The organism is Nitratidesulfovibrio sp. (genome assembly GCF_040373385.1).
Classification (GTDB): Bacteria; Desulfobacterota; Desulfovibrionia; order Desulfovibrionales; family Desulfovibrionaceae; genus Cupidesulfovibrio.
On record NZ_JBDXXH010000001.1, the window covers coordinates 686,751 to 710,563 of the forward strand.

Consider the following 23,813-nt stretch of genomic DNA (forward strand, 5'->3'; position numbering starts at 1 on the left):
GATGGGAGATTCTGCGCGGATTCCGCATGCATGCGGGCACGGGGGCACTGGAGATAGCGCGCGCGTGGGCCTTTGCCGCGCCGTCCGCCGTTCCTGGCCATCCAGGTCGCACCCCTCCCATGCCGACTACGCCCTTAGCAACGGTCCTAGCGCTGCCGCAGGGGCAGGGTGAACGTGAAATGCGCCCCCTTGCCCGGTTCGGAGTGCAGGGCAAAGCTGCCGCCATGGTTGTGGGTGATCAGGAAGTACGACACCGACAGGCCAAGGCCTGTGCCTTCACCGGGGGGCTTGGTGGTGTAGAAGGGATCGAAGACGCGGGCGCGCACCTCGGGCGTCATGCCCGGCCCGTTGTCGCTCACGGTCACCGCCACCAGGTCGTGGTGACGTTCGGTGCGGATGGTCAGGGTGGGCGGCGCGCCGTCGGGCGGCGGCATGGTGGCAAGGGCCTGGGCGGCGTTCTTGAACAGGTTCAGCAGTACCTGCTCCACCTCGGTGGGCAGGCAGGGCACCGGCGGCAGCATGGGGGAGTACTGGCGCACTATGCGCATGGTGCAGAAGTCGTAGAGCTTTTTCAGGTCGTAATCGTTGGCGGCCAGTTCCAGGGTGTTCTCGATGAGCCGGTGCAGGTCCTGCGGCATGAATGCGCCGTCGGTGCGGCGACTGAAGTCGAGCATGTTGGCCACGATGTGCGCGGCCCGCGCGCCAGAAGCGGCGATGTCGTCGAGCATGCGCAATATCTCGCGCCGCTCCAGGTAGCCGCGCACCTGGCCCAGGGTCAGCCCGGCCTCGCGGGCGGCGGATTCGTTGTCGGGCCGTCCCGTTTCCACCCGGCGGCGCATGTTCTGCACCGCCTGCAGGATGCCGCCGAGAGGGTTGTTGATCTCGTGCGCCATGCCCGCGGCAAGGCCGCCCACGGTCAGCATCTTTTCCGTCTGGATCATCATCTCGCGGATGCGTTCGCGCTCGGTCACGTCGTCAACGCGGATGACGGCGCCCTGCGTGCCGTTGGCCACCAGGGGAAAGACCGTCACGTCCTCGTAGCGCACCATGTCGCCATCTGGGTGCAGCAGGCGCTGTCCGTCGCGCACCTGGCCGTCTTCCAGCGCCTCGAACACCAGCGGCTTCAGCTTTTCCAGCCGGGGAAACACCTCGCCCAGGGGGCGCCCCACGGCCTCGCCGGCAGCCTGGCCGGTGGCGTCCGCAGCGTGGCGGTTCCAGTGGGTGACCAGTCCTTCCGGTGATACGCCGACGATGACCGAGGGCATGGAATCCAGGGTGTTGGCCAGCAGGTTGCGCAACCGCCGCAACTGCCGTTCCGAGGCGGCCCGGCGACGCATCATGTGGGCCAGCACGAGGATGGTGGACGCCAGCGAAACCACGAACAGGATCAATACGTTGATGTGGACGCGGTAGGTTCGGTAGAGCGAGAAGGGGCGGTCCACCACGGTGCTGCCAGCGGGCAGGCTGCTTTCGGATATGCCCCACCGCGCCAGCGCGGGGGCACGGTACACGAAGCGGTTCACCCCTTCCGCCTGCACGGGAATGTCTTCGACGCGCGAGCCGGAAATGACCCGCAAGGCCATGCGGCCCAGCGCCTCTGCCTGAAAGGCCGCCCCGGATACCTTGCCGCCCACGGTGGCGCCGTTCAGGTTGAAATCGACAAGGCAGTGCACGGGCACGTGGGCGGCAGCGGCGATGCGTTCGCCCATGTCCTCGAAGGTGGTGGCATACCCCACGCTGTCGGTAAAATAGACGCCCAGCAGCACGGCCGCGTCCGGCGGCAGGGTGGCCAGTCGCGAGAGCAGGTCGTCGAAGGGCAGCGGCGGGAATTCGTGCACCTGCACGCCGCCGGGCAGGTCCGCAAGTTGCCCCCGCATGTCGCGGGCCACGGCCTGCCCGGTCTCCGTGTGGTCGTTGACGAGAAAGAGGTTGCGCGTGCCGGGGTGCATCCCCAGCAGGGCCAGCGCGGTCTCGCGCGCGGAAAAGGTGCTCAGCACGCCCGAAAGGCGGGGAATGGCCGCCACCAGGCTGTCGTGGAAATGGTTCACTCCGCAGAACAGCACGGGCACGCCGGGAAACAGCGCGGCGTGGTGCGCCTCCAGAAAGTCGAGGGCATCGTCGTCGCTGGTCAGGATGAGGGTGGGGGTGCGCCCGGCGTATTTCAGGGCCAGCACGGCGGCAAAGGCCCCAAGGTATTCCGGGGTGTGCACGCGCTTGGAGTCCAGGTTTTCCACGCGCAGGGCGATGTGGTTCTCCGTGGGGGCCAACATGCGTTCCACCGTGTCGGTGATTTCGCGCACCCGGCCCATGCCCTGCTCGTAGGAATGCAGCAACAGTACCAGGTGTCGGCCATCCTGTACGCCGCGTGCGGTGATGGCATCGGCCAGGGTCTGGACCACGGAATCGGCCACCGAACGGGCCACGGCTTCCGGCGTGGCGTTGGCCTGAACATTGTCCTGTACGGTGCCCCGCGTCCCGGTCAGCGTCCCGGTCAGTGGGGCGGCCAGTGGGGCGGCCAGTGGGGCGGTTAGTGGCGCGGCATCGGCGTGACGGGGCTCCGTCCCCGTCCCGGCATCGGCGGCGCGGGCAACGGGAATCGCCGGGGTTGCGCACAGGCAGGCGAGCATGCAGGCCAAAAGGCAGGCGCACGACAGGGCGCGTGCCAGCCGGGGCCACCTTCGGGCGCGAGGGATGGCGGCGCTCATGACGTGCCCCCCAGCGGCAGCGTGAAGGTGAAGGTGGCACCCTGGCCGGGTTCGGAAGCCACGCTGAACGTGCCCTTGTGGTTCTGGGTGATGATGAAGAACGCCACTGACAGCCCGAGCCCGGTGCCTTCTCCGGGCGGGCGGGTGGTGTAGAACGGGTCGAAGACTCTGGTGCGCACCTCCGGTGGCATGCCGGGGCCGTTGTCGGCGACGGAAATGGCCACCCCTTCCGGGTGCTGTTCGGCCCGTATGGTGATGGTGGGGGGCGCGCCGTCCGGCGGGATGAAGCCTGCCAGGGCCTGGGCGGCGTTGCGCAGCAGGTTCAGCAGCACCTGCTCCACCTCGGTGGCCAGGCAGGCGGGCCGTGGCAGGTCGGGCGGGATCCGGACGTCCACCCTCAGCCTGCGGAAATCGTGATTCTTGCGAAAGCTGTAGTCATTGGCGGCAAGGTCCACGGCGGTGGTCACCAGCGTGCCGATGTCGCATTCCATGTGCGACGAGGTGCTGCGGCGGCTGAAATTGAGCATGTTGGCCACGATGCGGGCGGCCCGCAGCCCCGCTTCGCGCACCCCGGCGGCCATGCGCAGCACGCCGCGCCGTTCCAGGTAATCGCGCACCTGCTCCACGGTGCAGCCCAGGGCCTGGGCCGCCTCGTCGTTGGCGGCGCGCCCCGGTTCTACGCGGCGCAGCACGTTCTGCACTGCCTGCAGGATGCCCCCGAGGGGGTTGTTGATTTCGTGGGCCATGCCCGCCGCCAGCCCGCCCACCGACAGCATGCGCTCGGTCTGGATCATCATTTCGCGCACCCGTTCGCGCTCGGTCACGTCGTCCAGGCGGATTACCGCGCCCTCCATGCCGTTGGCGGCCAGGGGGAACACGGTGACGTCCTCGTACCGGGGCACGCCGTTGTCGGTGCGGGTCATCCGTTCACCGCGCACGGGTGTCTGCTTGTCCAGGGCTTCATGCACGCGCGGCAGTTGCGGGGCTAGGCGTGGAAAGACATCTTCAAGGCTGCGCCCCAGGGCCTCGGCAGGTTCCACGCCGGACATCAGCACCGCCTGGCGGTTCCACTGGATGATGCGCCCCTCTGGCGAGACGCCCACCACCACCGAGGGCATGGAATCAAGAATGTTGCCGAGCAGGTTGCGCAGCTTGCGCAGTTCCGCCTCTGTTCGTGCCCTGTGCCGCATGACGATCACCAGCGCCGCGATGGTGACGAGCATGGCCGCCACGAAGAACCCGGCCACATGGATTTCGCGGGAATAGGCACGATAGGCGGAGAAGGGGCGTTCCACCACCTCGCTGTCGGGGGGGAGCGAGGCTTCGCTGATGCGCCAGCGCCGCAACTGGGTGTAGTCGAAGCGGAATTCGCCCGGCCCGCGCCGGACGGGGATGGCCCCCGGGTCTTCGCCCGCCAGGATGCGCCGCCCCAGTTCAGCCATGATGCGCCCCTGCGACTGGCCGGTGATCAGCTTGCCCCCCACCATGTTGCCGCCAAGGTTGAAGCCCATGGTGCAGTACACCGGCACCCTGGCCGCAGCGGCAATGCGCAGGCCCGCCTCCTCGTAGGTCACGATGCGTTCGGATGCGTCGGAATAGTACACGCCGAGCAGCACCACGGTTTCCGGTCCCAGGGCGGCCACCTGCCGCAGCAGGTCGTCCATGGGTACGTCGGAATTCCAGCGCAGCCGAACGCGCCCTTCCAGCGGGCGCAACGCTTCGGCCAGTTCCGCCGCCGTGGAGCGGCCGCTTTCCGTGTAGTCGTTGATGACGAAGATTTCTTCCACGCCGGTGTGGGCGCGCAGCAGGAATTGCGCGGTCTCGTAAGGATAGTGTTCCTCGGTGACGCCGGTCACCCCGGTCATGCCCTGCACGCGCGCCTGCGTGAAGTTGTTGGCGCCGCCGAAAACCACGGGTACGCCGGGAAAGAGCGCGTCGCGGTAGCGGCGCAGGAAGTTCAGGGCATGGTCGTCGGAACACAGCAGCAGCGCGGGGCGCACCGTGGCGTACTTGGCGCGTAGCATGGCGGCATAGGCGGCGAAGTAGGCATCGTCGTGCACCGCCTTGGCATCCATGTTCTCCACCCGCAAAAGCACGTTGCCGCCCGGCGGTGCCAGGTCGGCCTCCACCTCGGCGGTGAGTTCGCGCACCCAGTGCATGCGCTGGTCGTAGGAGTTGATGAGCAGGGCCTGCACCGGCGGGGTGGCGGGCAGGGCATAGGGATCGGCGAAGGTGATGGCGCCCAGCAGGGCGCAGCCGCCAAGCAGCAAGGCGGGGAGCAGCCAGCGCAACGAGCCGGGCCGGAATCCGCGCGGAGCGGTGCGGCCCGTTCCCCGGTCGGATGCCGCTTCCGATGCCGTCTCGGGCACCGTGCCTGCCAGGGCCGGGTCGTGGCCTGTCTCGCAGCCCGGCGACGGTTCGCTGCCGGTGGCGGAGTCGTGGGTCTGGAAACGCCCGGGCTGAGCGTGGCGCGAAGCGGGCATGGAGTGCACTCGTGCTGCATGGGGTGAACGTGGAACTTCATCCAGTATTGGCAGAACGCGCTGGCGAACGCAACGGGTAACGCCACAAAGGGCGAGCCCGCGAGAGGGGGGAGGTGTGGGCGAACCCGTGAGGGGGGGAGGTGCGGGCGAACGAGCCGAACGGATATGGCGGCGCACGGCCCCGGTGGATGCGCCGGGGTGCTGCGTGGTCGAATGGAGTACCGCCCGACGGGCACGGGCAGCGTGCAACCCGTCGGGCAGGGGGGGGCGGCCATGGACGACAGCCGGTGCGCGGGGGCGGGGGAGGGAGAGGATGACGGCGGGGTGCTGCTTCTAGCTGCCTGGGGGGCAGGTGGCACGTGCGGCGGCCTCTGCCCGGCGCAGCAGTTGGGCAAGCACCAGGGCGGGCAGGCGGACGTAGTACCAGTCGGTGATGGTGGTGCCATCGGCGGGCAACCATTCGCCGCTCCGCTCGAAATGGTCGAGCAGGGCCTGTTCGGCATCGTGCGGGGGGTCTTCCGGCGCGCGCAGGCTGCGTTCACGGAACAGGGCGGCCATGTCCTCCACCAGCATGAAGGCGGCATCGTCCAGTTGACCGTCCGCTGGCCCGGCCGGTGGGTTCGCCTGGGCTGCCGTGGAAGCCAGCATGGCCACCGTGGCGGCGAAGTGCGCGGCAAAGGCGTTGGGCCGGACGATGAGCCGGTCGTACTGCTCGGCGTTGGCGGCAAGGCTGCGCAGTCCGGTGGCGCACAGCGCGCGCAGGGCGTGGGGGCCAGTCGTACCAGCGGCGCAGGTTGCCTGCCCGGACGCGCATGGCGAAGAGTCCAGCCACGCCGCCAGGGCCAGCATTGCATCGCGCAGGCGCACGAAGGAATGGGCGGGAGTGGTATTCATGGAAAGCGTTATAGCTTTTTATATATAACCATGCAACTGCAAATGTGCGGCAGGGGGGCGTCTGTCGCGCCGGGGCAAGGTCAGCGGGTGCGATGCGCAGTGCCCCGCCGGAGTATGGTGGCATTGGGGCCTCCCCCACTTTCCATGTGGTGCGTTCTCGGCTACAATTGCGTAAATGCACAGTGTGCGGACCGGCGTCTGCCTGCCCGCATCGGGTTCGTGCCATCCGGGCACCGGGTGCGGAGCCGTGGAATGGACGACGTCGGCAACTGGCCAGCCGTTCGCATCCGGGCACGGCATGTCCGAACCGGGCACGGCATTCCGAATCGGGCACGGCATGTCCGAAGCATGGCCGGAGTCCGACCGGCAACCGGCTGGAGCCTGGTCGGCAGTGGTCCAGTCAACCCAGACGTGTCAGCCGGGACAGGCGGAATGGACGAGCCCGAGCGCAGGAACAACTACAGGGTGGACGCCCCGCCGGGCTTTCTGCGCGAAGTGGCCCTGTGGTCCGGTCGGAATGGTGCCGATGGCCGCCTGACGCTGGAAGACCTGGGTGCGCCCGACGTGCTGGGGCTGGCTGGTGCGGGTGGTATTGCCCTGACGGACGTGAGCACGCGGGGGATGCGCCTGCGCCTTTCGATGGATGTCGCGCAATGTCTGGGCCTGACGTCGGAAGGGCGGATGCGCGTTGATCTGCCCACCGTGGGGTTGCACGTGTATCTCAAGCTGCTGTCCCCCATCGTTGGCGCGCCGGACCGAAATTATACGCTTTTCCTGGGTGCGCGCGTGACGCATGGGGAACATGTGCCCGGCGCGGTATTGCTGGGGCTGCACATTACGTCGCGCGGCGTGCCGGAAAAGGCCGAAAAGGCCTTCCGCATGTTTGATGTGGGACGTTACGGCGTAAAGGAACTGACCCGCTGGTGCGACGAGGTGGCCCGCATGGGCCGGGGCCTACAGCCCGCGCCCTCGCCCGGCCTTGACCTTGAGCATCTGCTTGCGGAACTTGATGCCGCGCATTCGTGCGGCGCCATGCAGGCCAACAGGAACTGACACCACGCCATGTTCGTCATAATCGGTTTCGTTGTCGTCTTCGGCTCGATCATCGGCGGCTACCTGATGTCGCACGGCGTTCTGCACGTGCTGTTCCAGCCTGCGGAAATGATCATCATCCTTGGCGCGGCCTTTGGCGCGTTCATCATCTCCAATACCAAGTATTCATTGGGATTGGTGATGAAGAGCATGAAGGTGATCATGGGCGACCCCGGCATGAGCAAGGCCAAGTATCTGGAAATCCTTGGCCTGCTCAATTCGCTGTTCGTCAAGATGCACCGCGAAGGGGTGATCAGCATCGAACAGGACATCGAAAAGCCGGAAGGCAGCTCCATCTTCAACAAGTACCCCTCCATAGCCAAAGACAAGCACACCGTGCATTTCATCGGCGACACGCTGCGGGTATACCTGACCACCGGCGATCCCAACGAGATCGACAGCCTGATGGAAGTGGACATGAAGTCCATGCACGAGGAGGAATCCATCGCACCCCACTCCATCGGCCGCATGGCCGAATCCATGCCCGGCATGGGGATTGTGGCGGCGGTGCTTGGCGTCGTGCTGACCATGGGCAAGATCAGCGAACCCCCCGAGGTGCTCGGTCACCACATCGGCGCCGCGCTGGTGGGTACCTTCATCGGTATCCTGTTCTGTTACGGCGTGTTCGGCCCCATGGGCGCCAAGATCGAGCAGACCAACCACGAGCACCACATGTATTTTGCGGTGATCAAGGAGGCGGTGGCTGCCGCCATCCGGGGGTCCACGCCGATCATCGCGGTGGAGTACGGGCGCCGGGCCATTCCGCACACCTTCCGGCCCACGTTTGCCGAGATGGAAGAAAAGCTGAAGAGCTGACGTACCGCGTGTCCGGCGGCGGAAATTCCGCTCGCCGCGCACGGCGCGCCATACAGGGAGGAACGCCATGGCTGGCGGTGGATCATGGAAAGTTGCCTACGCCGACTTCGTGACGGCGATGATGGCCTTCTTCCTGCTGATGTGGATTCTGAACATGACCCCGCCGGAGACCAAGCAGGCGCTGGCGGGGTATTTTTCCACGGAGCGGGCCCTGTTCGATTCGAGCAACGTTTCTCCGGTGGCCAACAACCCCTTCGTGCAGGGGGTGGACAAGTTGGACACGCGCGATTTCAAGGTGTCGGAAACCGAAAAATCGCACTACGCCATCGCCCAGAAGCTGAAGCAGATGATGATGGCCGACGCCATTCCGCAGAATGCCAGCGGCATCAGCGCCGACGACGTGGGCGTGCTGCTGCGGGTGAACAGCGATGTGATGTTCAAGGCCGGTTCGGCGGAACTGATGCCGGAAGGCAGCAAGGTGCTGGACGAGGTCATCAAGATCCTGCGCGAATACAACCTGTACCTGATGGTGCGCGGCCACAGCGACAGCGGCGAAGTGGCCGCAGGCAGCCCGTACCCCTCGAACTGGGAACTTTCCGGCGCGCGCGCGGCGGCTGCCGTGCGCTACGTGATCGAGCACGGCGGCATCAAGCCCACCCGGCTGCGCGGTATCGCCTATGCCGACACGCGGCCCATGGAGCCCAACACCAGCCCCGAAAGCCGCAGCAAGAACCGGCGCGTGGAATTTCACTTCCACCGGCCAGAGGTGATGTCGTACAACGTGGTGTATTAGGGGCTCGCGCGCAGGCGCGGACATCGTTCTTTCGTGCGGGGCGGGCCGGGTGGTCCGCCCCGCTTGCTCTTTGGGGGATGGGCGGGTATTCGCGACGTTGTCGACCTACACGGCCAGCCAGTTTTGCCGGTCAGTTTTGCCGGTCAGTTTTGCCAGTCGGGCGAAAGCGATTGGCCCGCAAGCGGCATCAGTACATTCCCGGTCGCAAGGCGCCATTGCGAATCGCGCGCGGGCGTGCCCTTGTACAACGATCTTCCTTCCAGCCATCCATGATCCCCTCATCACCGTCGGGCCGCACGGCCCACCGCATACAGGAGACGGACATGCCGTTCACGTTGTTCCGCACCGCCACCACCGCACCATTTTCCAGGGCGCGTACCCATGCCACGGGCCGTTCGCTGCTGCTGGCGGCGCTGTTGCTGCTGGCGTTCTCCCTGACGGGTTGCGCCTCGCAAGAACCGCTGAAGCCTTACAACCCCATGGGAATTTCCGGAAAGGTCACCCCAGAGGCGGAAAAGTACTTCGCCATGGCCCATGTGTTGTGGAAGGGCGGCGAAACCTGCACCGAGCCGGAAAAGGCCGTGGCCTACCTGAACAAGGCCATCGAACTCCAGCCCGACTACTGGCAGGCCTTTGCCCGGCGCGGGCTTGCCTACAGCGAAATGGGCCTGTGGGACGAGGCCTTCGACGACCTTACCCGCGCCGTGCGCCAGCACCCCTCGGCAGAGAACTATGCCTGGCGGGGGCTGGTGGCCTTTCGCATGGGCAACCAGTTGGGCGCGCGCAAGGACCTGGCCCGGTCCATTGAACTGGATTCCGCCCAGCACCGGGCATGGAACTATCGGGCGGCCGTGGAACTGGCGGAAGACGAGATTGTCGCCGCCTGCGCGGACTTTGCCACGGGCTGTTCCAACGGCGACTGCACGGGCATGGAGTCCGCCCGGCGGGAAGGCATCTGCAAGTAGCCGTGGCCCGTCATGCCGAAAATGCGGGTTGACCTGGACGCGGTCGCGCCCCATCATCAGGGCATGGTACAGTAACAGGCACGCGGAATGGACCGACGGTGTCCGTGCATCATCCAGGGCATCACATCCTGTCCATGGCGAACGGGGCCCGGTCGGAAACGCCGGTCCCGCGTGTCATCTCCCCAGCGCGAGGCTGCCATGCGAGACATCACGGCAAGACCCTCGGCGGCAACCGCCGCCGCGAGCGGCAAGTCCCCCCTTTTTTGGGGGGCGCAACGCGCGTTCGGCGCGCCGGGGGGCACGTTGGCCCGGCTGGTGCGTGTTCTGGCCCTGGCCGCCGCGCTGTGGGGCATGATCGTGCCTGCCGCCCGCGCGGAGGTGTCGGACCAGGATCTGGAGGTCTGCCTTGCCTACGCCCAGATCGAACTGGCCAGCCAGTACGGTTCGCCTTCCAGCCTGACCTTCATCAATGACGGACGCGCCACCATGGAACGGTACGACGGCATGGTGGACGGGCATTACGTGTCCACCATCCTGCGCATGGATGGCGTGTTGACCACCCCGGACGGGGTGCCCCGGCCCGTGCGGATAACCTGCCTGCTGGCCAGCGTGGGCGAACCCGTGGGGCTGCGACTGGAACCCCGGCGCTGAGTCCGTTCTGAATCCGGCGCTGTTGCCCGCGCGGTATCCGCCGTCGGACACCCGGTCATTTTCCTGCTGCGCCATGCGCAAGCATGCGTTCGGGTGCGCCAGCAACCCAGGCGTGCGGCAAGACCCGCCCGCGCCCCGACGGAGTGGCGCGGGCTGCGGGCCGGTGCTAACCGGCTGGCGGGTGGGCCCGCTATCCGTACCAGTTTTCGATGATGTCCAGCAGGCGGTCTTCGCCGACCACGGCCAGGATGGCGGGGTCGGCATGGCAGGCGCAGTCGAGGCAGAAGTGTTCGTCGTGCAGGGTACGCAGTTCGCGTTGGGGTTGTTCCGGAGACGCATCGAAGCTGCGTCCGCAGAAGGTACAGGTTACCTGGTCGGGCATGGGGTCCTTCATGGGTCGCTCCTTGCGGTTGCGTCCGGCATTCACCCAGCGGAACGCCGGTGACGCATGGCCGACTATACTTTTGGTACGGCTGCCCTCGTCAACCCTCCATTATTTTTCCGGGGGCTCGGACCCGCGCCGCCGGGTAGCGCCGAAAGGTGCGCATGGTGACGCCGGGTTGCCCGTGACGGAAAAGTTTCCGCCACGGGCAAGGTCGGTCCATCCGGGCATGACGCGCATCATGCGGAGCGCGTCATTCGGGCGGCCTTCGCGCGGTACCGTCCCATCGCCTTTCCCGGCGTCCCGCCATTCCGCCGTCGCAATGCCTCCGGCGTCCCTGCCGCCCGCACTGTCTATGCGGAGCCCCAGCCGTCACCGTCGAAGCCGTCGTCCTCCCTGTCTTCCGTGTCTTCCTCGTCCCCATCATCCGTACCGCCCGCGCCCTCTCCGCCATCCACGCAGTCTCCGCCGTGGCCCTGGACGGAACCGGCGGCCCGGAGCGGGTACAGTTCGTCGATGCGGGCACGCAATTCCCCCGGAAGTTCGGGACGCGCGCCGCCGCCAGGGGGCGCATCACCATCAGCGCCCGTGGCCGTCCCGAACATGCCAAGATGACGGGCCAGCATTTCCAGGGCCTTGAGCTTGGAATGCAGCTTCACCTGCACCCCGCCGCGCACCGGCGCTTCGGGCTGTTCTTCCTCCGTGGTGCGTGCCGGGCGCGTGGCGCGTGCGCCCCGTGCGGTGCGCGCCGTGGACGCCTCGCGCACCTCGGCCACGGCGGCGGCCTGCGCGCGGGTCAGTTCCACGGAATCGCGCAGTCGCACCCCCTCGTCGGACCAGTGGCACAGGTCGGTCATCACCGCGAACCCAACGGCGGCCAGTTCGCGCACCACGCGGTCCTGGGTTACCCCGGTGCGTGCGGCGCGGCGGTCCATGGCCTGCTCCACCGCCTGTTGCACGGCGGGGGCGCCCAGCAGCCGGGCGGCCGTGCGCGCGGCGCGTACCGGGGCGTATCCCGCCCGTTCGGCGGCCCGCACGGGCGACATGTCCACCAGGTATTCCTCCACGAAGCGGCGTTGGCGCACCCCCAGCCGGGGAGAGCGCTCTTCGCCTTCCCTCTGCGCATCCGCAGGTCGCCGCGAAGCCACGGCAGTTCCGGTGGTCCGGGGGGCGGTGTCCGCGCCGTCGCATTCCGGGGTCTTCATCGGGCCTCCCTTTCCGTGGCGGCGGGCACGCGGGCCTCGGCGCGCAGGTGGCGCAGATCGGTGCGCATTTCTTCCAGCGCGCGCTGCACGGCGACCAGCCGTTCGTCCATGCGGGCAACGCAGATGGCGGTTTCGCGGGCGGCCCGCATATCGCCGTCAAGAACTGCCGCGCGGGCCTCCATGGCATCCAGCCGGGCCTGCACCGTACCCGCCAGCATCACCGCCCCCGCAAAGGCCGTGGCCGCAGCCGCCAGCGCCTGCACGCCCACCCGGCGGTCCAGCCGCCAGCCTTCGCCCCGGCGCTCGGCACACTGCTCGGCGGTGTCATCCGGAGTGGTCATCTCGGGGCGCCCTCCCCGGCGCGGGAACGCAACTCGTCCTTGCGGAAGGATCCCAGCGACGAGCCCATGTAGTAGTTGACCACCGCGCCGAAGGCCGTGCCCAGCGAGCCGAGCAGCAGCAGGGCCGGTTCGCTTACCGATGGCTGCTCCAGCACCACCCGCAGCATGCCGAAGAATCCGGCCACCACCACCAGTGCCACCAGCCCGGTTACCCACGCGCCGCCGTGCCCGGCACGGGCCAGGGCCACCTCTCGCGCGCGGGCATCGCGGGTGTTGTCCAGTTCGGCCCGCAGTTGCTCGGCCTGCCAATCCAGCAGGCGTGTCCGTTCGCGCACCTCCAGTTCTCGCAGGGTGGCCAGCGCTTGCGGGTCGCCCAGGGCAGCGGCCACGCTGGCCGGTTCCGGAGCCACGCCCAGCGCCGATCCCAGCAGCGCCCCCGCCGCGCCCGCCACCGCACCCACGGGGCCGCCCAGTGCCGCGCCCAGTAACGGGGCCACCCGGGCCACCGTGGTGCCTATGCCATTCCAGTCCATGCCATGCTCCTTCCGCGCCTGGGCCGTCGGGCGGCATGCCCGACCCGCCATGCGCGAGAGGATGTGCATACACCTGCCATGCGGGGCGGTGCGGACCGCAGCGGGGTGGCAAAGGGGGCGCATGGCCGTCCCGAGGGTGCGCGGACATGTCGGTGCGGACAGGGCTGGACGGGGGGCTGCGTAGCGGCGGGGGACAAGGAGAGGTGGGCGCGCAAACGAAGACGCCCCCGCTGGGCGGGGGCGTCGGAAGTGCGGGGATGGGGTGTTTACGCGGCGATGAAGCTGTCGGAGGCGTCCTGAATGCTCACCGGACCCTTCTCGTTGCGGGGCAGGCGCGGGGCCTTGTCGGACTTGCCCGGTTCCGTCCCGTCGGCCTTGCCGGATTTGGCCTTGCCGACGCGGGCCTTGTCCGCCTGCTCGGGCTTGGTCGAGCGGGCCACCTGCTTGCCCTTGGCTTTCTTGGCGGCCTTCTTGTTCGCCACGATCTTGCCCTTGCCGTCACTGCCCACGTGGTCTTCGGTCAGGCCGAAAGGGGTCCAGTCGGCCAGGGCGATGTCCAGCGACTCGAACGAGCGGCCCGATGCGTAGATGACCGGCACGCTGCCTTCTGGAGTGGAGGCGAACAGCACGGTGCCGTTGGCGCCGGGCTCGGGCATGGCGGCGGTGTGGGGGCCGGGGATGTTGGCCGGACGCGAGGCATCCAGTGTCACGGTGGAGGCGGTGGCGCCGTCGGAAGCCTTGGCTGCGGCCAGCAGTTCGGACGCGGCATCGGCCTGGTCGCTGCCGTTGGCGGCGGACTGGTTGCGTCCACCGCGCAGCACGTACAGGAAGTCGCTGCCGGTTTCGCCCACCATGGCCACCATGGTGCTGCCGCCGCGCGTGGCCAGCAGGCTGACCGGCACGGTGCCACCGTGGATGCCGATGTAGGCCGGGCGCGAGCCGCCGGGCATGTCGATCCAGCCGTCGTCATCCGCCTGGGCCTGCACCTCGGAAGAGTGCAGGGCCACGCGGCGGGCATCGCCAGCGCCATTCACTGCGGCCCGGCCATGGCCGGACAGGGAATCGGGCATGTCGCCGCGCTCCGCCTCGGTGACGGTGGGTACGGCAAACACGAGCAGCGCCAGCAGCGATGCCAGCAGCCGGGATGTGGTTACATTGCGGAAATATATGGAGGGGCAAGGTACACGCCGAACGTTGTCGCCGCGCATGGTGATGTTTACCGTGAGTCCTTCGGATGGTGTTGTATGGCGTATCGCCACGTGTGCAGGCTTTATTGATTCGGGCGGCCCCTGTCAAGGGTGCGGAATGGTACGCAGAAATATTTTTTTAGCGCTTACATTTCAGTATGTTGCAAAGTGTGCACGATGGTGGGGTGCCCCTGCGAGGCCCCCCGTGGCGCGACCTGTGGCCGGGCCTTGCGCGATTTTGGTAAAACAGCAGCTTTTCAAGGCGATTAGCTGATGTTGGGAACTCTAGAGAATTGGCCCTGCCAAGGCCGTTTCGGGCCGTTTTTTGCCCTGGCCCGGCGTTGCGCTGGCCGAATATTCACCGGCTTGGGGTGTCCGGTCGTGTTCCCGGAACAGATCAGCGTGGTGCGGGGGCGTCCTGCTTGCGCGGCTTGCCGTCCTTTTTCCGTTTTTCGTCCCTGTCGCCCTTGGCCTTGCTTTTGGCCGAGGTGGCGTTGGTTGCCGGGAGGGGGGGCTGTTGCACCTGCAATGCTTGGGGTTCCGGCTCCGGGGGCGGCGCGGGCAGGGGGGGGCCAGCCTCGCCCAGGGTGGACAGGAAAAAGCGCACCAGGCGGGCGTTGAGGATGCGGTGGATGGTTTGACGGGTGTCCTCGTCCACCCCGCCGCACAGTTCCGGCAGGTCGCGTTGCAGGGTGGGGGGGCAGGCGGCCATGAGCGCGTAGTGGTCCGCACCGGCCAGCACGGTGAATTCCGGCGGGCGGGGCAGGGCGGCGCGCAGGGCGTCGGCGTGCAGGGGGGCGCGGTTCACCTCATCCTCATCGGCCTTCAGGATGGCCACGGGAACGGTGACCCTGGTCAGCGATGCACGGGGAAAGAGCATGCCGTAGCCGGGGGCCACCAGCGCCACGGCACGTACCCGGACGTCCGTCATCAATGCCTGGGGGGCCTGGGGGGCCTGCGAGGGTTGTGAGGTCTGGCTGGGCGGGAATGGCGTTGCGGGGGGGACGGCGGATTCCGTGGCCCCGGGGCCGGATTGCAGCGGGCGCAGGGCCTCCGGCAGGCGGGCCAGCCGTTCGGAGGCCCACTTGGTGCAGTAGGGGTCTCCGGGGGTGGTGCGTTCGCAATAGCCCGCATAGCGGCCGCCGTCGGGACGGGCGCCCGCCAGCAACAGGGCGGTGGCCCCGCCAGTGCCGAAGCCGATGACCCCGATGCGGGTGGGATCGATCATGGGGGCGGTTTCCGGGGCGCGCAACAGCCTGCTGATGGTGGTGCTGATGTGCCTGGGCCGGGCCGTGAGCTGCTCGGGCAGGAAAAGGGACGAGGTGTCGTTGCTGTTGTCGCCGGGGTGGGTGGGTGCCGCCACCACAAAGCCCGCACGGGCCAGGGCTTCTGCCGTGTCGTGGTGGGCTAGGCGCGAACCTGCGGTGCAGTGCGAGATGACCAGCAGCGGGAAGCGGCCCGGCACTTCCTTGCCGCCGCGCGCCACGTCCAGCGTCCAGTCGCCGAGGTGGATTTCGGATGGGGCGCGGACGGAAGGGTACCACACGGCCACGTCGAGCCGTTCGCCGGTTTCGGGAATCCAGATACCCATGGTGCGGAAGCCGGGCTGGTACGAGGCGGACTCGTCCGCGCGGGCGTCTTTCGCGATGGGCAGGAAGCAGCCGGATACGCCTGCCGTCAGGGTTGGGGGGATGCTTTGGGGCATGCCCACGGGCAGCAGCAGGGCGGCGGCCAGCGACGCGGCCAGCAGGGTGCGCGGCACGCTCCGGGCGGGGCCGGACGCGTGGAGACGGGTGGGGATCGGGGTACGGGGCGCGTGGCCGCGCGGCATGGGAGACCTCCGGTATGTCCACGAGCGAGATACCGCATGCGCCCCCACCCGGCAAGGCCCCATGCGATCGGACGCGATCGGGCGCGACCCTGTGCGACCCTGTGCGACCGGACGCGCGCCGCGTCAGCGCGCCCTGCCCCAGTAGGAGAGGTGCGGCGCGCACTGCAACAGCGGCTCGATGGGCACCTCCACCTCCAGTGGCGGATCTGCCGGAGTCCTGTGGCCGTCCATGGGAAAATTGCCTGGCACGCTGGAGGTACCGCCGACGGAGGCGTTCTGCCAGCAGCACGAGCCGGGCAGCACCATGAGACCCCGAGGGGTGAGCCAGAAGACGACCGGGGTTTGCGCATTGTCCGGGCTCGCGTTGCCCAAACCCCTCGCGCCCGTCGACATCATGAGCAATTGCCTGCCTTCGGCCACGGTGCCAGATGCCAGGCCAGACGCCAGGCCAGATGCCAGGCCAGACGCCAGGCCAGATGCCAGGCCAGACGCCCGGCCAGACGTGCCGGGTCGGGTCCCGGACGGGGCGGTCCCACCGTCTTCCCCAACGTGAGGGGCACCGCCGATCCGCCGCCGCAGATGGGCGATCAGCACGGCGTCGGCGCAGTCGTCGTCGCCGAACAGGTCGTCGAGTTCGATGCGCCGCCCTGCCGCCAGGTCGTAGCTAACGGCCAGCAGGTCATGCTGTACGGTGGCGTTTTCCCGGCCCCACAGGCCGGTCTGCACCTCGAAGATCACCGACACGGCGTTGGCCGATGGCCGGGAAATGCGGTGGGTGGCGCTAAGCCAGTCGCGTCGGGCCGGGGTGTAGATGTCCGCGATTGCCGGCGGGGCGCCCTGCGGCGCGGCGTTGGACGTGCCGCCATGCGATGGTGTGGCCCCGTCCGCCTCTTCTGGTCCGTTCGCCTCGGCTGGCAGGCCGGGCCGAAGAGGGCGCGGCCCTGCGGCGGACTGCGGGGGCAGGCCGTGCCCGGCCACGCGGCGGAAGGCGTCGGTAAGTTTCCAGACGATGCGCCCGATGTCTGCATCCACGGCGGGGTGGTGCAGCACGGGGTAACTGATGGAAACGTCGTAGTGTTCGCCCACCTGTTCGTACCGTGTCCCGGCTCCCGTGACCGGGGCAGGAAACGCAGGCAGGACGAAAACGGCGAAAAGCGCGGCCAGGACCGCGTGGCGGATGGGCATTCCAGCCTCTGAAGTACGCGGATGTCTACGGAAAACAAATACAGCTAGCAGGGATCGGCAGTGCGGCCAAGGCGGGAAAGCCCCCTACCTGGGTACGGCACCCCGCATGATGCGTGCTTCCTGGCCGTTTTTCCTGCGTTGCGGCCACGGTCCGCATGTGCCCGGCCAACGCGTACCGCAGCCAATGCGCAGCCCGGCCAATGCGTCCCCGATCCGCACGTACCCGTGCGTGACCGGAGCCGCTGCGCCATCCATCTGTATCGGTAGGGAAGCGGTTCTTCTTAACCCACGGGTGCATGCCGCCGCACATGTCCCGCCTTTTCGGCGCCACGTGCCGTATCCGTTCGCAAGCGCATCGCTGCCTGCATTCCCCCCATTGTTTCGGGCTGTTGCCTTTCCTTGCCCCTCTTTCCCCTCCTTTCCTGCCGGGCATTCCCGGCATTTTTCACGCTGGGCGGGCCGTGCGTTTTTTTTGCGTCATGCCCGCGCATGCTTCGTACACCGCTACGCCCCCCTTCCAACCCCCTTCCGGTCGCATCCGCCCGAAAAGCGGGGTGTACCACCGGTTCACGCGGCGCGGCCGTGGTGGTCGGGTGGTCCGGCCCCGCGAGACGTCCGCACACCGAAGCAAGGAGGCAATGCCATGGGTGGTGGCGGCAAATCGTACAAGGCCCCGGAACCCCCGGCTCCCCCCGCTCCCCCCGCCGCCGACGAGGTGGCCGAGCAGGAGGCCAAGGCCGTTGAGGACGCGCGCGAGGATGCCCGCCGCGCCGCGCTGCGTGCGCGGGGCAGGCAGGGCACCATCCTGACCGGGGCGCTGGGCGTGCCCGGCACGCCCGATACCCAGCGCAAGACGCTGCTGGGATTGTGAGGAGCCTGGCATGACCAGCCAACGACTGCGCGACGCCCGCGAGGCGGTGGACTTTCTGGAACGGCAGCGCGCGCCGTGGGAAGAGGCGTGGCGCGACATCGCCGCCTACGTCCTGCCCCGGCGCGGGCGCATGCACGGGCGCGACCCGCTGGGCGCTCCCGCTTCCGGCGCCGGGGCTGGCTCGTCCGGCGTGACGGGCGGCTCCACCGGCTCGGCCGACACGCGCGGCGGGCGGGTCATCGACGCCACGGCCACCCGCGCCGTGCGCATTCTGGCGGCGGGCATGCAGGGGGGGCTTACCTCGCCCGCGCGGCCCTGGTTCCGCCTGCGGCTGGCCGACGGGGCCGACGCGGAATCCGGCCCGGCCCGCCGTTGGCTGGATGCGGTGGAACAGCGGCTGTACTGGGCGCTGGCCCGCAGCAACTTCTACCAGGCATCGCATGCGCTCTATACGGAATTGGCCGCCTTCGGTTCCGCCGACCTGTACCATGAGGTGGACCCGGAACGGCTGACCCGCTTCGCCGCGCTGACCTGCGGCGAATTCGCCTGGGCCTGCGATGCGGCGGGCCGCGTGGACACCGTGGCGCGGCGCATGCTGATGACCGCCCGCCAACTGGCGGAACGCTACGGCGAGGCGCGGCTGTCCAGCGGCACGCGGCGCATGCTGCGCAAGGAACCCAACCGCCACGTGGAGGTGGTGCATCTGGTGCGGCCCCGCGCCGTGCGCACCCCCGGCCATGACGGCAACCTGCACATGCCCTTCGAGTCGCTGGTGTTCGAGGCGGACGGTGCCGCCGGAGACCTGCTGCACGAGGGCGGCTTCGAGGAATTCCCGCATCTGGCCGCGCGCTGGGACGTTACCGGCAGCGACGTGTACGGGCGCTCGCCCGGCATGGACGTGCTGCCCGACGTCAAGATGTTGCAGGAAATGGCCCGCAGCCAACTGTTGGCCATCCACAAGGTGGTCAACCCGCCCATGCGCGTGCCCACCGGCTTCAAGCAGCGCCTCAACCTGATTCCCGGCGCGCAGAACTACGTGGCGCCGGGCCAGCCCGAGGCGGTGGCCCCGCTTTACCAGATCAACCCGGACATCGCGGCGGTGACGCGCAAGATCGACGACGTGCGCAAGGCCGTGCGCGAGGGGTTCTTCAACGACCTGTTCCTGATGTTCACGGCGGATGGCCGCTCCAACGTCACGGCGGCGGAGGTGGCCGAACGCGGGCAGGAAAAGCTGCTCATGCTCGGCCCGGTCATCGAGCGGCACCAGACGGAACTGCTCGATCCGCTGCTGACGCGCACCTACGGCATCCTGCGCCGGGCCGGGGCGTTGCCGCCCAACCCGCCGGAGCTGGAAGGGCTGGAGATGCGCGTGGAATACGTCTCGGCGCTGGCCCAGGCCCAGCGGATGGGGGCGGCGCAGTCCATCCGCCAGTTCGCGGCGGAGGTCACGGCCCTGTCGGCCACCGCGCCCGGCGTGCTGGACAAGATCGACTTCGAGCAGGCCGTGGACGAGTTGGCCGCCATCGGCGGGGTGCCCGCGCGGGTGGTGCGCTCCGATGCCGAGGTGCTGCGGCTGCGCGCGGAACGCGAGGCCGTGCAGGCGGCGCAGGGGGCTGCCGTGGCGCGCGGTGCGGCGGGTGCCGCCAGTGCACTGGCAAGGGTGCTGGGCGTGGACGGAGGGGACGGCGCGTCGAGCGGGGGCGTCGGCAGTGGCGGGAGCGGGGCGTCAACTGGGGGTGTCGGTGCCGCCGCATCGGTCACGCCTTCTGCGCCCTCCCGGCCTTCTGTCCCGCCTGTCCCGGCGGGCCGGGGCACGGAGGCGCTCGCATGAGCCGCCATTCCTCCCCCATTCCTTCCCGTACGGCGGACGGCGGGCGTCACCCTGATTCCGTGCAGCGGGCCGCCTCTGCGCCGCAGGCCGACCCCATTCCGCAGCCCGACATGATCCTGGCCGACCTGCTGGCCCGCACCGCCATGGCGGATGCCGAAGGCCCCGGTGTCCTCAATGGCCCCGATGGAGCGGACGGCCTGCTGACCGACCTGCTGGGGCCGGAGGTGGAAGAGGCCCGCCGTGCCCGGCGCGAGGAAACCACCCGTCTTGCCGCCTATCTCGACGACCTTGCGGCGGTGCTGCGCACGCAGGGCGGGGTCGGGGTGCGCGTGCTGCGCCACTGGCTGGATGCCGCCTGCGCCAACGACCGCCTGTCCCGGCCAGAGCCCGCCATCCACGGGGCAGCGGCCCTGTACGACTATGCCCGCGACCGCACGGCGGAAATCGCCATGGCCGACCCGGCCAGCCTGCTGCGCATCCAGTTGGAAGGGGCGCGGCGCTGGGCCGGGGAACAACTGAACACCGGCGGGCGGCGGGACTGATTCCGCCCGCGCCGCATCGGTACGCGTTCAACGGGCGCATCTTCAACAGACGCGCTTTCACCACGCACGCCTGCAACCCAGCAACGGAGAACACCATGGAACAGACACTGGCCCCGGCACCATCACCCATCATGGCGGGCGGCGCATCCGGCGCATCGGGCGCATCCGGCCCATCTGGCATGTCCGGCCCTTCCGCCCCGGCGAACCCGGCTACCGCATCGGTGGCCCCCGCCATTCCCGCCGATTCCGGCACCGTCCCCGGCCTGCCCGGCCTGCCCGGCGTGCCCGGCCCGTCCGATTCCCCCGATTCGCCTGCTGCGCCCGGCAGCCCCGCCGCCCCGCGCAACGCCGCAGACTACGCCTTCGACCTGCCGGACCACCTCACGGTGGATACGGCTGCGGCGGACCGTTTCCGCGCACTGTGCGCCGCCCAGGGGCTGACCCCGGAACAGGCCCGCGCCGCCGTGAACTTCTACGTGGCCGAGCACGAGGCGGCGGGGGGCCTGGCCGCCGACGGCTGCGAGGCGGGCCTGCGCACCCTGTGGAAGGGCCGCTACGACGAGCGCATCGATACCGCCCGCCGCGCCGTGCGCGGCCTGGACGCCCGCATGGAGGGGCGGCTGGCCCCGCTGGTGCGCGCCGGGCTCGGCAACCATCCCGCCTTTGCCGAACTGATGGCCCTGGTGGGCGAGCGCATGGGCGAGGATTCGCTGGGCGCGGGCACCGGCCCGGCGGGCGCGCGCGGCGAGGCCATGAGCACCGAGGATTTCCTGCGGACCGTCGTGTTCGCCAAACGTTAACCGCCAGGAGGCATCCGGCATGGGCAAGACGCTGAAGGAACTGAGCAACGAACAGGCATCCACGCAGCCGCAGCAGGTGGACGGGCTGACCGAGGAGGCCCCCATCCTGGGCATCGTTCCCTTCGAAGAGGCCAGCCACGGCCTGTGGAACATGTACGAGGACGTGGAAGAGGTGCAGGGCGCGGGCTGGGTGGAGATGAACGCGCCCTTGCCCTCGGTGGAGGTGACCAGCAACCTGCGCAAGGTGGATCTGTCCATCCTTGGCGGCGAGATCGAGGTGCCGGAAGACACCGCCCGCATGTTCGGCGGCAAGGAGAAGTACTTCTCCAAGAAGATGCCCAAGGTGCTGCGCCGCTCGGGCATGTCGGCGGAACAGCGCATCATCTACGACAACTTCCGCGCCTTCGCCCTGGACCACGGCAAGGTCACCGACGCCGGGGCCGAGGCGGGCGGCTGCTATTCCATGCTGGCCGTGCGCTTCGTCGAAGGCGAAACCTGCGGCCTGTACAGCCCGGAATGCTTCAAGCAGGGCACCGTGCTGGACGTGCAGTCCATCAACGGCGGCGAACTCTACAAGGCCACCAGCGGCCAGTACCAGGGCGTGCTGGTCTTCGGCCTGCGGCTGAAGTCGTACCTGGGCATCCAGATCGCCAACCCCCACAGCGTGGCGGCCATCGTCAACGTGAACCGCGACAACGTGCCCACCGAGGCCATGATCGACGACATGCTGGCCCAGGTGCGCGCCACCTCCGGTTCCACCTACCTGTTCATGCACGAGCGCGCCCGCAACCTGCTGTACCGCTACAAGGCCGGTGCCTTGCAGATCGTGCCGGGCGGCAAGGACATGGACCGCCAGATCACCCACTGGAACGGCATCGAGATCGTCACTTCCTACAACTTCAAGGATGGCACCGAACAGGTGCTTGCCCTGTAGCGGCACCGCGCCGTTCCCCTTCCACTTCCGCAACACCATGACGGCAACCGCCCGGCGGTGCCGATGAACAAGGAGAGACGCATGTACGGACACATGCTGCGTGTGCATGGCGAACATCTGGCCAAGGGGCAGGAACTGCCCAGGAACGCCCAGGCCGTGGGCAACGGCGGCCCGCAGCGCGCGGGTTCGATGATGGGCGCAGCCGAGGTCGCCGCCGTGGCCGCCACGCCAGTCACCCTGGGTGACGGCAAGAGCCTTACCCTGATGCTGGAAGACAGCGACGACGGCACCGCCTTTGCCGCGTTGCCCGTGTCGTTCCGGCGCAGCACCCCCGGCGGGCGCACCTGGGCCGGGGGCGAGGTGCTGGGCCGCCTGCCCCTGCCCTCCGACTGCCGCCGCCACGTGCGCGTGGTGATCGGCACCGACGACGCCGGGGCCTCCGGCACCGTGGACGTCGTCTTCGACTACCTGCCGCGCTAGCGCGGCCACGGACCGCAACCCCCGCCCGCACCCGCCATACCACGGCGGGTCGGGCGGGGAACATGGCACGGAGGTGCCCCACCATGACCAATGACATGACCAAGGATGGAGCGCCGGGCCACGTCCCGGCGGTGCACGAGGAACCGGCGGTACACGAGGAACCGGCAGGGTGCGTCCCCGGTGCGGCGGCGGCCCCCGCTTCGCCCGCCTTGCCCGGCTCCCCGGATGTGGCGGAAACGTCCGAACCCGCCGAACCGCCCACCCGCGCGGACGTGCGCCGCTTCCGCCTGGCGACCCTGCGCGCCCGGCTGGCCCTGCTGGGGGTGGCCTTTGACCCGTCCACCGACGAGGCCACCCTGCGGCGCATGCTGCGCGCAGCGGAGGGCCAGAGGGACGAAGCTCCCGTGATGGGCGCGCCCAATGCGCCCGATGTGTCCGGTTCGCCCGATGCGTCCGGTGCGTCCGGTGCGTCTGGCGCGTCTGGCACAACAGGTGCCGCCGACCCCGCCCCGGCGGTGCCCGACCTGCCGCCCAGCGCCGCCATGCGCCGGGCCACGGCCCGCCACCTGCGCGAACGCCAGCGCGTGGCGGCGGAGGATACCGGAGTCAGCGGAGTAACCGGGTCCCCCAGAACCCCCAGAACTGACGGAACTGGCAGAACCGTCGGGGGCCGCCCGCGCGGCAGGGGGCGGTCATGAGCGCCGGTTTTACCCCCAATGCGGTCGCCAGTTCCCCCCAGACCAGCGAGGTGTCCATCTGCAACAAGGCCCTGCGCTACCTGGGCGCCCCGGAAATCGTGGCCCTGGACCAGCCCTCGCGCGAGGCGGACCTGTGCTCCCGCTATTACGCGGAAGCCCGCGACGAATTGCTGGAACACCACCACTGGAACTTCGCCACCCGCTACACCTCGCTGGCCCCGCTGGCTGCGGTGCCGCCCTTCGGCTTTGCCTGCGCCTACCGCCTGCCCGGCGACTGCCTGCGGGTGCGCCGCCTGCGCAGCGAGCCGCCCTTCGAGGTGGTGGAGGCGCGCACCCTGTACACCGACGCGGCCCCGGCAGAAGCGGTGCTGACCGTGCGCGTCACCGACCCGGCCCGCTTCCCGGCCCTGTTCGTCGAGGCGCTGGCCCGCCGTCTGGCCGCCGCGCTGGCCGTGCCGCTCATGAACAGCTCGCGCACCGAGCAGGCCATGCTCCAGCGTTTCGGGGATGCCCTGGAGGCCGCCCGCGTGGCCGACGCCGCCGAGGGCGCGTCCGACCCCGTGGAGATCAACCCCTGGCTTCTGGCGAGGTAAC

Annotated in this window: 23 protein-coding genes; 13 read left to right on the forward strand and 10 right to left on the reverse strand. The window is 69.0% G+C overall.

Annotated features, from left to right (window positions below):
- Positions 1-146 precede the first annotated feature (146 nt).
- The 3 genes from ABWO17_RS02840 to ABWO17_RS02850 all read right to left on the reverse strand — a co-directional run bounded on the left by ABWO17_RS02840 (position 147) and on the right by ABWO17_RS02850 (position 6,082).
- The gene (locus ABWO17_RS02840; RefSeq protein ID WP_353115848.1) at positions 147-2,705 is read right to left on the reverse strand and encodes an ATP-binding protein; all 2,559 of its coding nucleotides are present in this window, start codon (positions 2,703-2,705) and stop codon (positions 147-149) included.
- Positions 2,702-5,188: an ATP-binding protein gene (locus ABWO17_RS02845; RefSeq protein WP_353115850.1), complete on the reverse strand. Its 2,487-nt coding sequence runs from the start codon at positions 5,186-5,188 to the stop codon at positions 2,702-2,704. Before ABWO17_RS02845 ends, ABWO17_RS02840 begins: the two co-directional genes overlap by 4 nt.
- A 333-nt stretch (positions 5,189-5,521) precedes the next feature.
- Complete coding sequence (locus ABWO17_RS02850) at positions 5,522-6,082, reverse strand: hypothetical protein (protein WP_353115852.1); 561 nt, start codon at positions 6,080-6,082, stop codon at positions 5,522-5,524.
- Positions 6,083-6,514: 432 nt separating this feature from the next.
- Between ABWO17_RS02850 and ABWO17_RS02855 the strand changes: the two genes are divergently transcribed.
- The 5 genes from ABWO17_RS02855 (at position 6,515) to ABWO17_RS02875 (ending at position 10,399) form a co-directional block, all read left to right on the forward strand.
- Positions 6,515-7,135, forward strand: a complete 621-nt coding sequence (locus ABWO17_RS02855; RefSeq protein ID WP_353115854.1) for a hypothetical protein — start codon at positions 6,515-6,517, stop codon at positions 7,133-7,135.
- Between the two features lie 9 nt (positions 7,136-7,144).
- Entirely contained in the window at positions 7,145-7,990 is an 846-nt protein-coding gene (gene motA, locus ABWO17_RS02860; protein WP_353115856.1) for a flagellar motor stator protein MotA, read from the forward strand.
- Positions 7,991-8,057: 67 nt separating this feature from the next.
- The gene (locus tag ABWO17_RS02865) at positions 8,058-8,783 is read left to right on the forward strand and encodes an OmpA/MotB family protein (protein WP_353115858.1); all 726 of its coding nucleotides are present in this window, start codon (positions 8,058-8,060) and stop codon (positions 8,781-8,783) included.
- A gap of 323 nt (positions 8,784-9,106) precedes the next feature.
- Positions 9,107-9,748, forward strand: coding sequence for a tetratricopeptide repeat protein (locus tag ABWO17_RS02870; protein WP_353115860.1), 642 nt, complete (start codon positions 9,107-9,109; stop codon positions 9,746-9,748).
- A 198-nt stretch (positions 9,749-9,946) separates the two neighbouring features.
- Positions 9,947-10,399: a hypothetical protein gene (locus ABWO17_RS02875; RefSeq protein WP_353115862.1), complete on the forward strand. Its 453-nt coding sequence runs from the start codon at positions 9,947-9,949 to the stop codon at positions 10,397-10,399.
- 190 nt (positions 10,400-10,589) lie between these two features.
- Here ABWO17_RS02875 and ABWO17_RS02880 read toward each other — a convergent pair whose 3' ends face one another.
- From ABWO17_RS02880 to ABWO17_RS02910, 7 genes are all read right to left on the reverse strand, one after another.
- The gene (locus ABWO17_RS02880; protein ID WP_353115864.1) at positions 10,590-10,793 is read right to left on the reverse strand and encodes a hypothetical protein; all 204 of its coding nucleotides are present in this window, start codon (positions 10,791-10,793) and stop codon (positions 10,590-10,592) included.
- Positions 10,794-11,134: 341 nt separating this feature from the next.
- Positions 11,135-11,986, reverse strand: coding sequence for a terminase small subunit (locus tag ABWO17_RS02885; protein WP_353115866.1), 852 nt, complete (start codon positions 11,984-11,986; stop codon positions 11,135-11,137).
- Complete coding sequence (locus ABWO17_RS02890; RefSeq protein WP_353115868.1) at positions 11,983-12,327, reverse strand: hypothetical protein; 345 nt, start codon at positions 12,325-12,327, stop codon at positions 11,983-11,985. Before ABWO17_RS02890 ends, ABWO17_RS02885 begins: the two co-directional genes overlap by 4 nt.
- Complete coding sequence (locus tag ABWO17_RS02895; RefSeq protein WP_353115870.1) at positions 12,324-12,860, reverse strand: hypothetical protein; 537 nt, start codon at positions 12,858-12,860, stop codon at positions 12,324-12,326. The genes ABWO17_RS02890 and ABWO17_RS02895 overlap by 4 nt, the downstream gene beginning before the upstream one ends.
- A 266-nt stretch (positions 12,861-13,126) precedes the next feature.
- On the reverse strand, positions 13,127-14,119 hold the full coding sequence (locus ABWO17_RS02900) for a hypothetical protein (RefSeq protein ID WP_353115872.1): 993 nt from the start codon (positions 14,117-14,119) through the stop codon (positions 13,127-13,129).
- 325 nt (positions 14,120-14,444) lie between these two features.
- Positions 14,445-15,878 carry an alpha/beta hydrolase family protein gene (locus ABWO17_RS02905; RefSeq protein ID WP_353115874.1) on the reverse strand — a complete coding sequence of 478 codons (1,434 nt, stop codon included), beginning with the start codon at positions 15,876-15,878 and terminating at the stop codon, positions 14,445-14,447.
- A gap of 123 nt (positions 15,879-16,001) precedes the next feature.
- Complete coding sequence (locus ABWO17_RS02910) at positions 16,002-17,063, reverse strand: hypothetical protein (protein WP_353115876.1); 1,062 nt, start codon at positions 17,061-17,063, stop codon at positions 16,002-16,004.
- Between the two features lie 643 nt (positions 17,064-17,706).
- On the opposite strand from ABWO17_RS02910, the gene ABWO17_RS02915 reads away from it, so the two are divergent.
- The 8 genes from ABWO17_RS02915 to ABWO17_RS02950 all read left to right on the forward strand — a co-directional run bounded on the left by ABWO17_RS02915 (position 17,707) and on the right by ABWO17_RS02950 (position 23,812).
- Positions 17,707-17,934, forward strand: a complete 228-nt coding sequence (locus ABWO17_RS02915; protein WP_012612216.1) for a hypothetical protein — start codon at positions 17,707-17,709, stop codon at positions 17,932-17,934.
- 10 nt (positions 17,935-17,944) lie between these two features.
- Positions 17,945-19,765, forward strand: coding sequence for a portal protein (locus tag ABWO17_RS02920; RefSeq protein ID WP_353115878.1), 1,821 nt, complete (start codon positions 17,945-17,947; stop codon positions 19,763-19,765).
- Complete coding sequence (locus tag ABWO17_RS02925; RefSeq protein WP_353115880.1) at positions 19,762-20,307, forward strand: hypothetical protein; 546 nt, start codon at positions 19,762-19,764, stop codon at positions 20,305-20,307. Before ABWO17_RS02920 ends, ABWO17_RS02925 begins: the two co-directional genes overlap by 4 nt.
- Before the next feature lie 95 nt (positions 20,308-20,402).
- Positions 20,403-21,107, forward strand: a complete 705-nt coding sequence (locus tag ABWO17_RS02930; protein WP_353115882.1) for a hypothetical protein — start codon at positions 20,403-20,405, stop codon at positions 21,105-21,107.
- A gap of 19 nt (positions 21,108-21,126) precedes the next feature.
- The gene (locus ABWO17_RS02935) at positions 21,127-22,041 is read left to right on the forward strand and encodes a major capsid protein (protein ID WP_353115884.1); all 915 of its coding nucleotides are present in this window, start codon (positions 21,127-21,129) and stop codon (positions 22,039-22,041) included.
- 81 nt (positions 22,042-22,122) lie between these two features.
- A complete protein-coding gene (locus ABWO17_RS02940; protein ID WP_353115886.1) occupies positions 22,123-22,521 on the forward strand; it encodes a hypothetical protein in 399 nt (132 codons plus the stop codon).
- Between the two features lie 83 nt (positions 22,522-22,604).
- The gene (locus ABWO17_RS02945) at positions 22,605-23,219 is read left to right on the forward strand and encodes a hypothetical protein (RefSeq protein ID WP_353115888.1); all 615 of its coding nucleotides are present in this window, start codon (positions 22,605-22,607) and stop codon (positions 23,217-23,219) included.
- A complete protein-coding gene (locus tag ABWO17_RS02950) occupies positions 23,216-23,812 on the forward strand; it encodes a phage connector family protein (protein WP_353115890.1) in 597 nt (198 codons plus the stop codon). Before ABWO17_RS02945 ends, ABWO17_RS02950 begins: the two co-directional genes overlap by 4 nt.
- Position 23,813: the final 1 nt, after the last annotated feature.

Excerpts from the sequence above, each read along its gene's own strand:
- ABWO17_RS02840 (WP_353115848.1), bottom strand. The coding sequence starts at position 2,705 with ATGAGCGCCGCCATCCCTCGCGCCCGAAGGTGGCCCCGGCTGGCACGC.
- ABWO17_RS02845 (WP_353115850.1), bottom strand. The coding sequence starts at position 5,188 with ATGCCCGCTTCGCGCCACGCTCAGCCCGGGCGTTTCCAGACCCACGAC.
- ABWO17_RS02850 (WP_353115852.1), bottom strand. The coding sequence starts at position 6,082 with ATGAATACCACTCCCGCCCATTCCTTCGTGCGCCTGCGCGATGCAATG.
- ABWO17_RS02855 (WP_353115854.1), top strand. The coding sequence starts at position 6,515 with ATGGACGAGCCCGAGCGCAGGAACAACTACAGGGTGGACGCCCCGCCG.
- motA (WP_353115856.1), top strand. The coding sequence starts at position 7,145 with ATGTTCGTCATAATCGGTTTCGTTGTCGTCTTCGGCTCGATCATCGGC.
- ABWO17_RS02865 (WP_353115858.1), top strand. The coding sequence starts at position 8,058 with ATGGCTGGCGGTGGATCATGGAAAGTTGCCTACGCCGACTTCGTGACG.
- ABWO17_RS02870 (WP_353115860.1), top strand. The coding sequence starts at position 9,107 with ATGCCGTTCACGTTGTTCCGCACCGCCACCACCGCACCATTTTCCAGG.
- ABWO17_RS02875 (WP_353115862.1), top strand. The coding sequence starts at position 9,947 with ATGCGAGACATCACGGCAAGACCCTCGGCGGCAACCGCCGCCGCGAGC.
- ABWO17_RS02880 (WP_353115864.1), bottom strand. The coding sequence starts at position 10,793 with ATGAAGGACCCCATGCCCGACCAGGTAACCTGTACCTTCTGCGGACGC.
- ABWO17_RS02885 (WP_353115866.1), bottom strand. The coding sequence starts at position 11,986 with ATGAAGACCCCGGAATGCGACGGCGCGGACACCGCCCCCCGGACCACC.
- ABWO17_RS02890 (WP_353115868.1), bottom strand. The coding sequence starts at position 12,327 with ATGACCACTCCGGATGACACCGCCGAGCAGTGTGCCGAGCGCCGGGGC.
- ABWO17_RS02895 (WP_353115870.1), bottom strand. The coding sequence starts at position 12,860 with ATGGACTGGAATGGCATAGGCACCACGGTGGCCCGGGTGGCCCCGTTA.
- ABWO17_RS02905 (WP_353115874.1), bottom strand. The coding sequence starts at position 15,878 with ATGCCGCGCGGCCACGCGCCCCGTACCCCGATCCCCACCCGTCTCCAC.
- ABWO17_RS02910 (WP_353115876.1), bottom strand. The coding sequence starts at position 17,063 with ATGCCCATCCGCCACGCGGTCCTGGCCGCGCTTTTCGCCGTTTTCGTC.
- ABWO17_RS02915 (WP_012612216.1), top strand. The coding sequence starts at position 17,707 with ATGGGTGGTGGCGGCAAATCGTACAAGGCCCCGGAACCCCCGGCTCCC.
- ABWO17_RS02920 (WP_353115878.1), top strand. The coding sequence starts at position 17,945 with ATGACCAGCCAACGACTGCGCGACGCCCGCGAGGCGGTGGACTTTCTG.
- ABWO17_RS02925 (WP_353115880.1), top strand. The coding sequence starts at position 19,762 with ATGAGCCGCCATTCCTCCCCCATTCCTTCCCGTACGGCGGACGGCGGG.
- ABWO17_RS02930 (WP_353115882.1), top strand. The coding sequence starts at position 20,403 with ATGGAACAGACACTGGCCCCGGCACCATCACCCATCATGGCGGGCGGC.
- ABWO17_RS02935 (WP_353115884.1), top strand. The coding sequence starts at position 21,127 with ATGGGCAAGACGCTGAAGGAACTGAGCAACGAACAGGCATCCACGCAG.
- ABWO17_RS02940 (WP_353115886.1), top strand. The coding sequence starts at position 22,123 with ATGTACGGACACATGCTGCGTGTGCATGGCGAACATCTGGCCAAGGGG.
- ABWO17_RS02945 (WP_353115888.1), top strand. The coding sequence starts at position 22,605 with ATGACCAATGACATGACCAAGGATGGAGCGCCGGGCCACGTCCCGGCG.
- ABWO17_RS02950 (WP_353115890.1), top strand. The coding sequence starts at position 23,216 with ATGAGCGCCGGTTTTACCCCCAATGCGGTCGCCAGTTCCCCCCAGACC.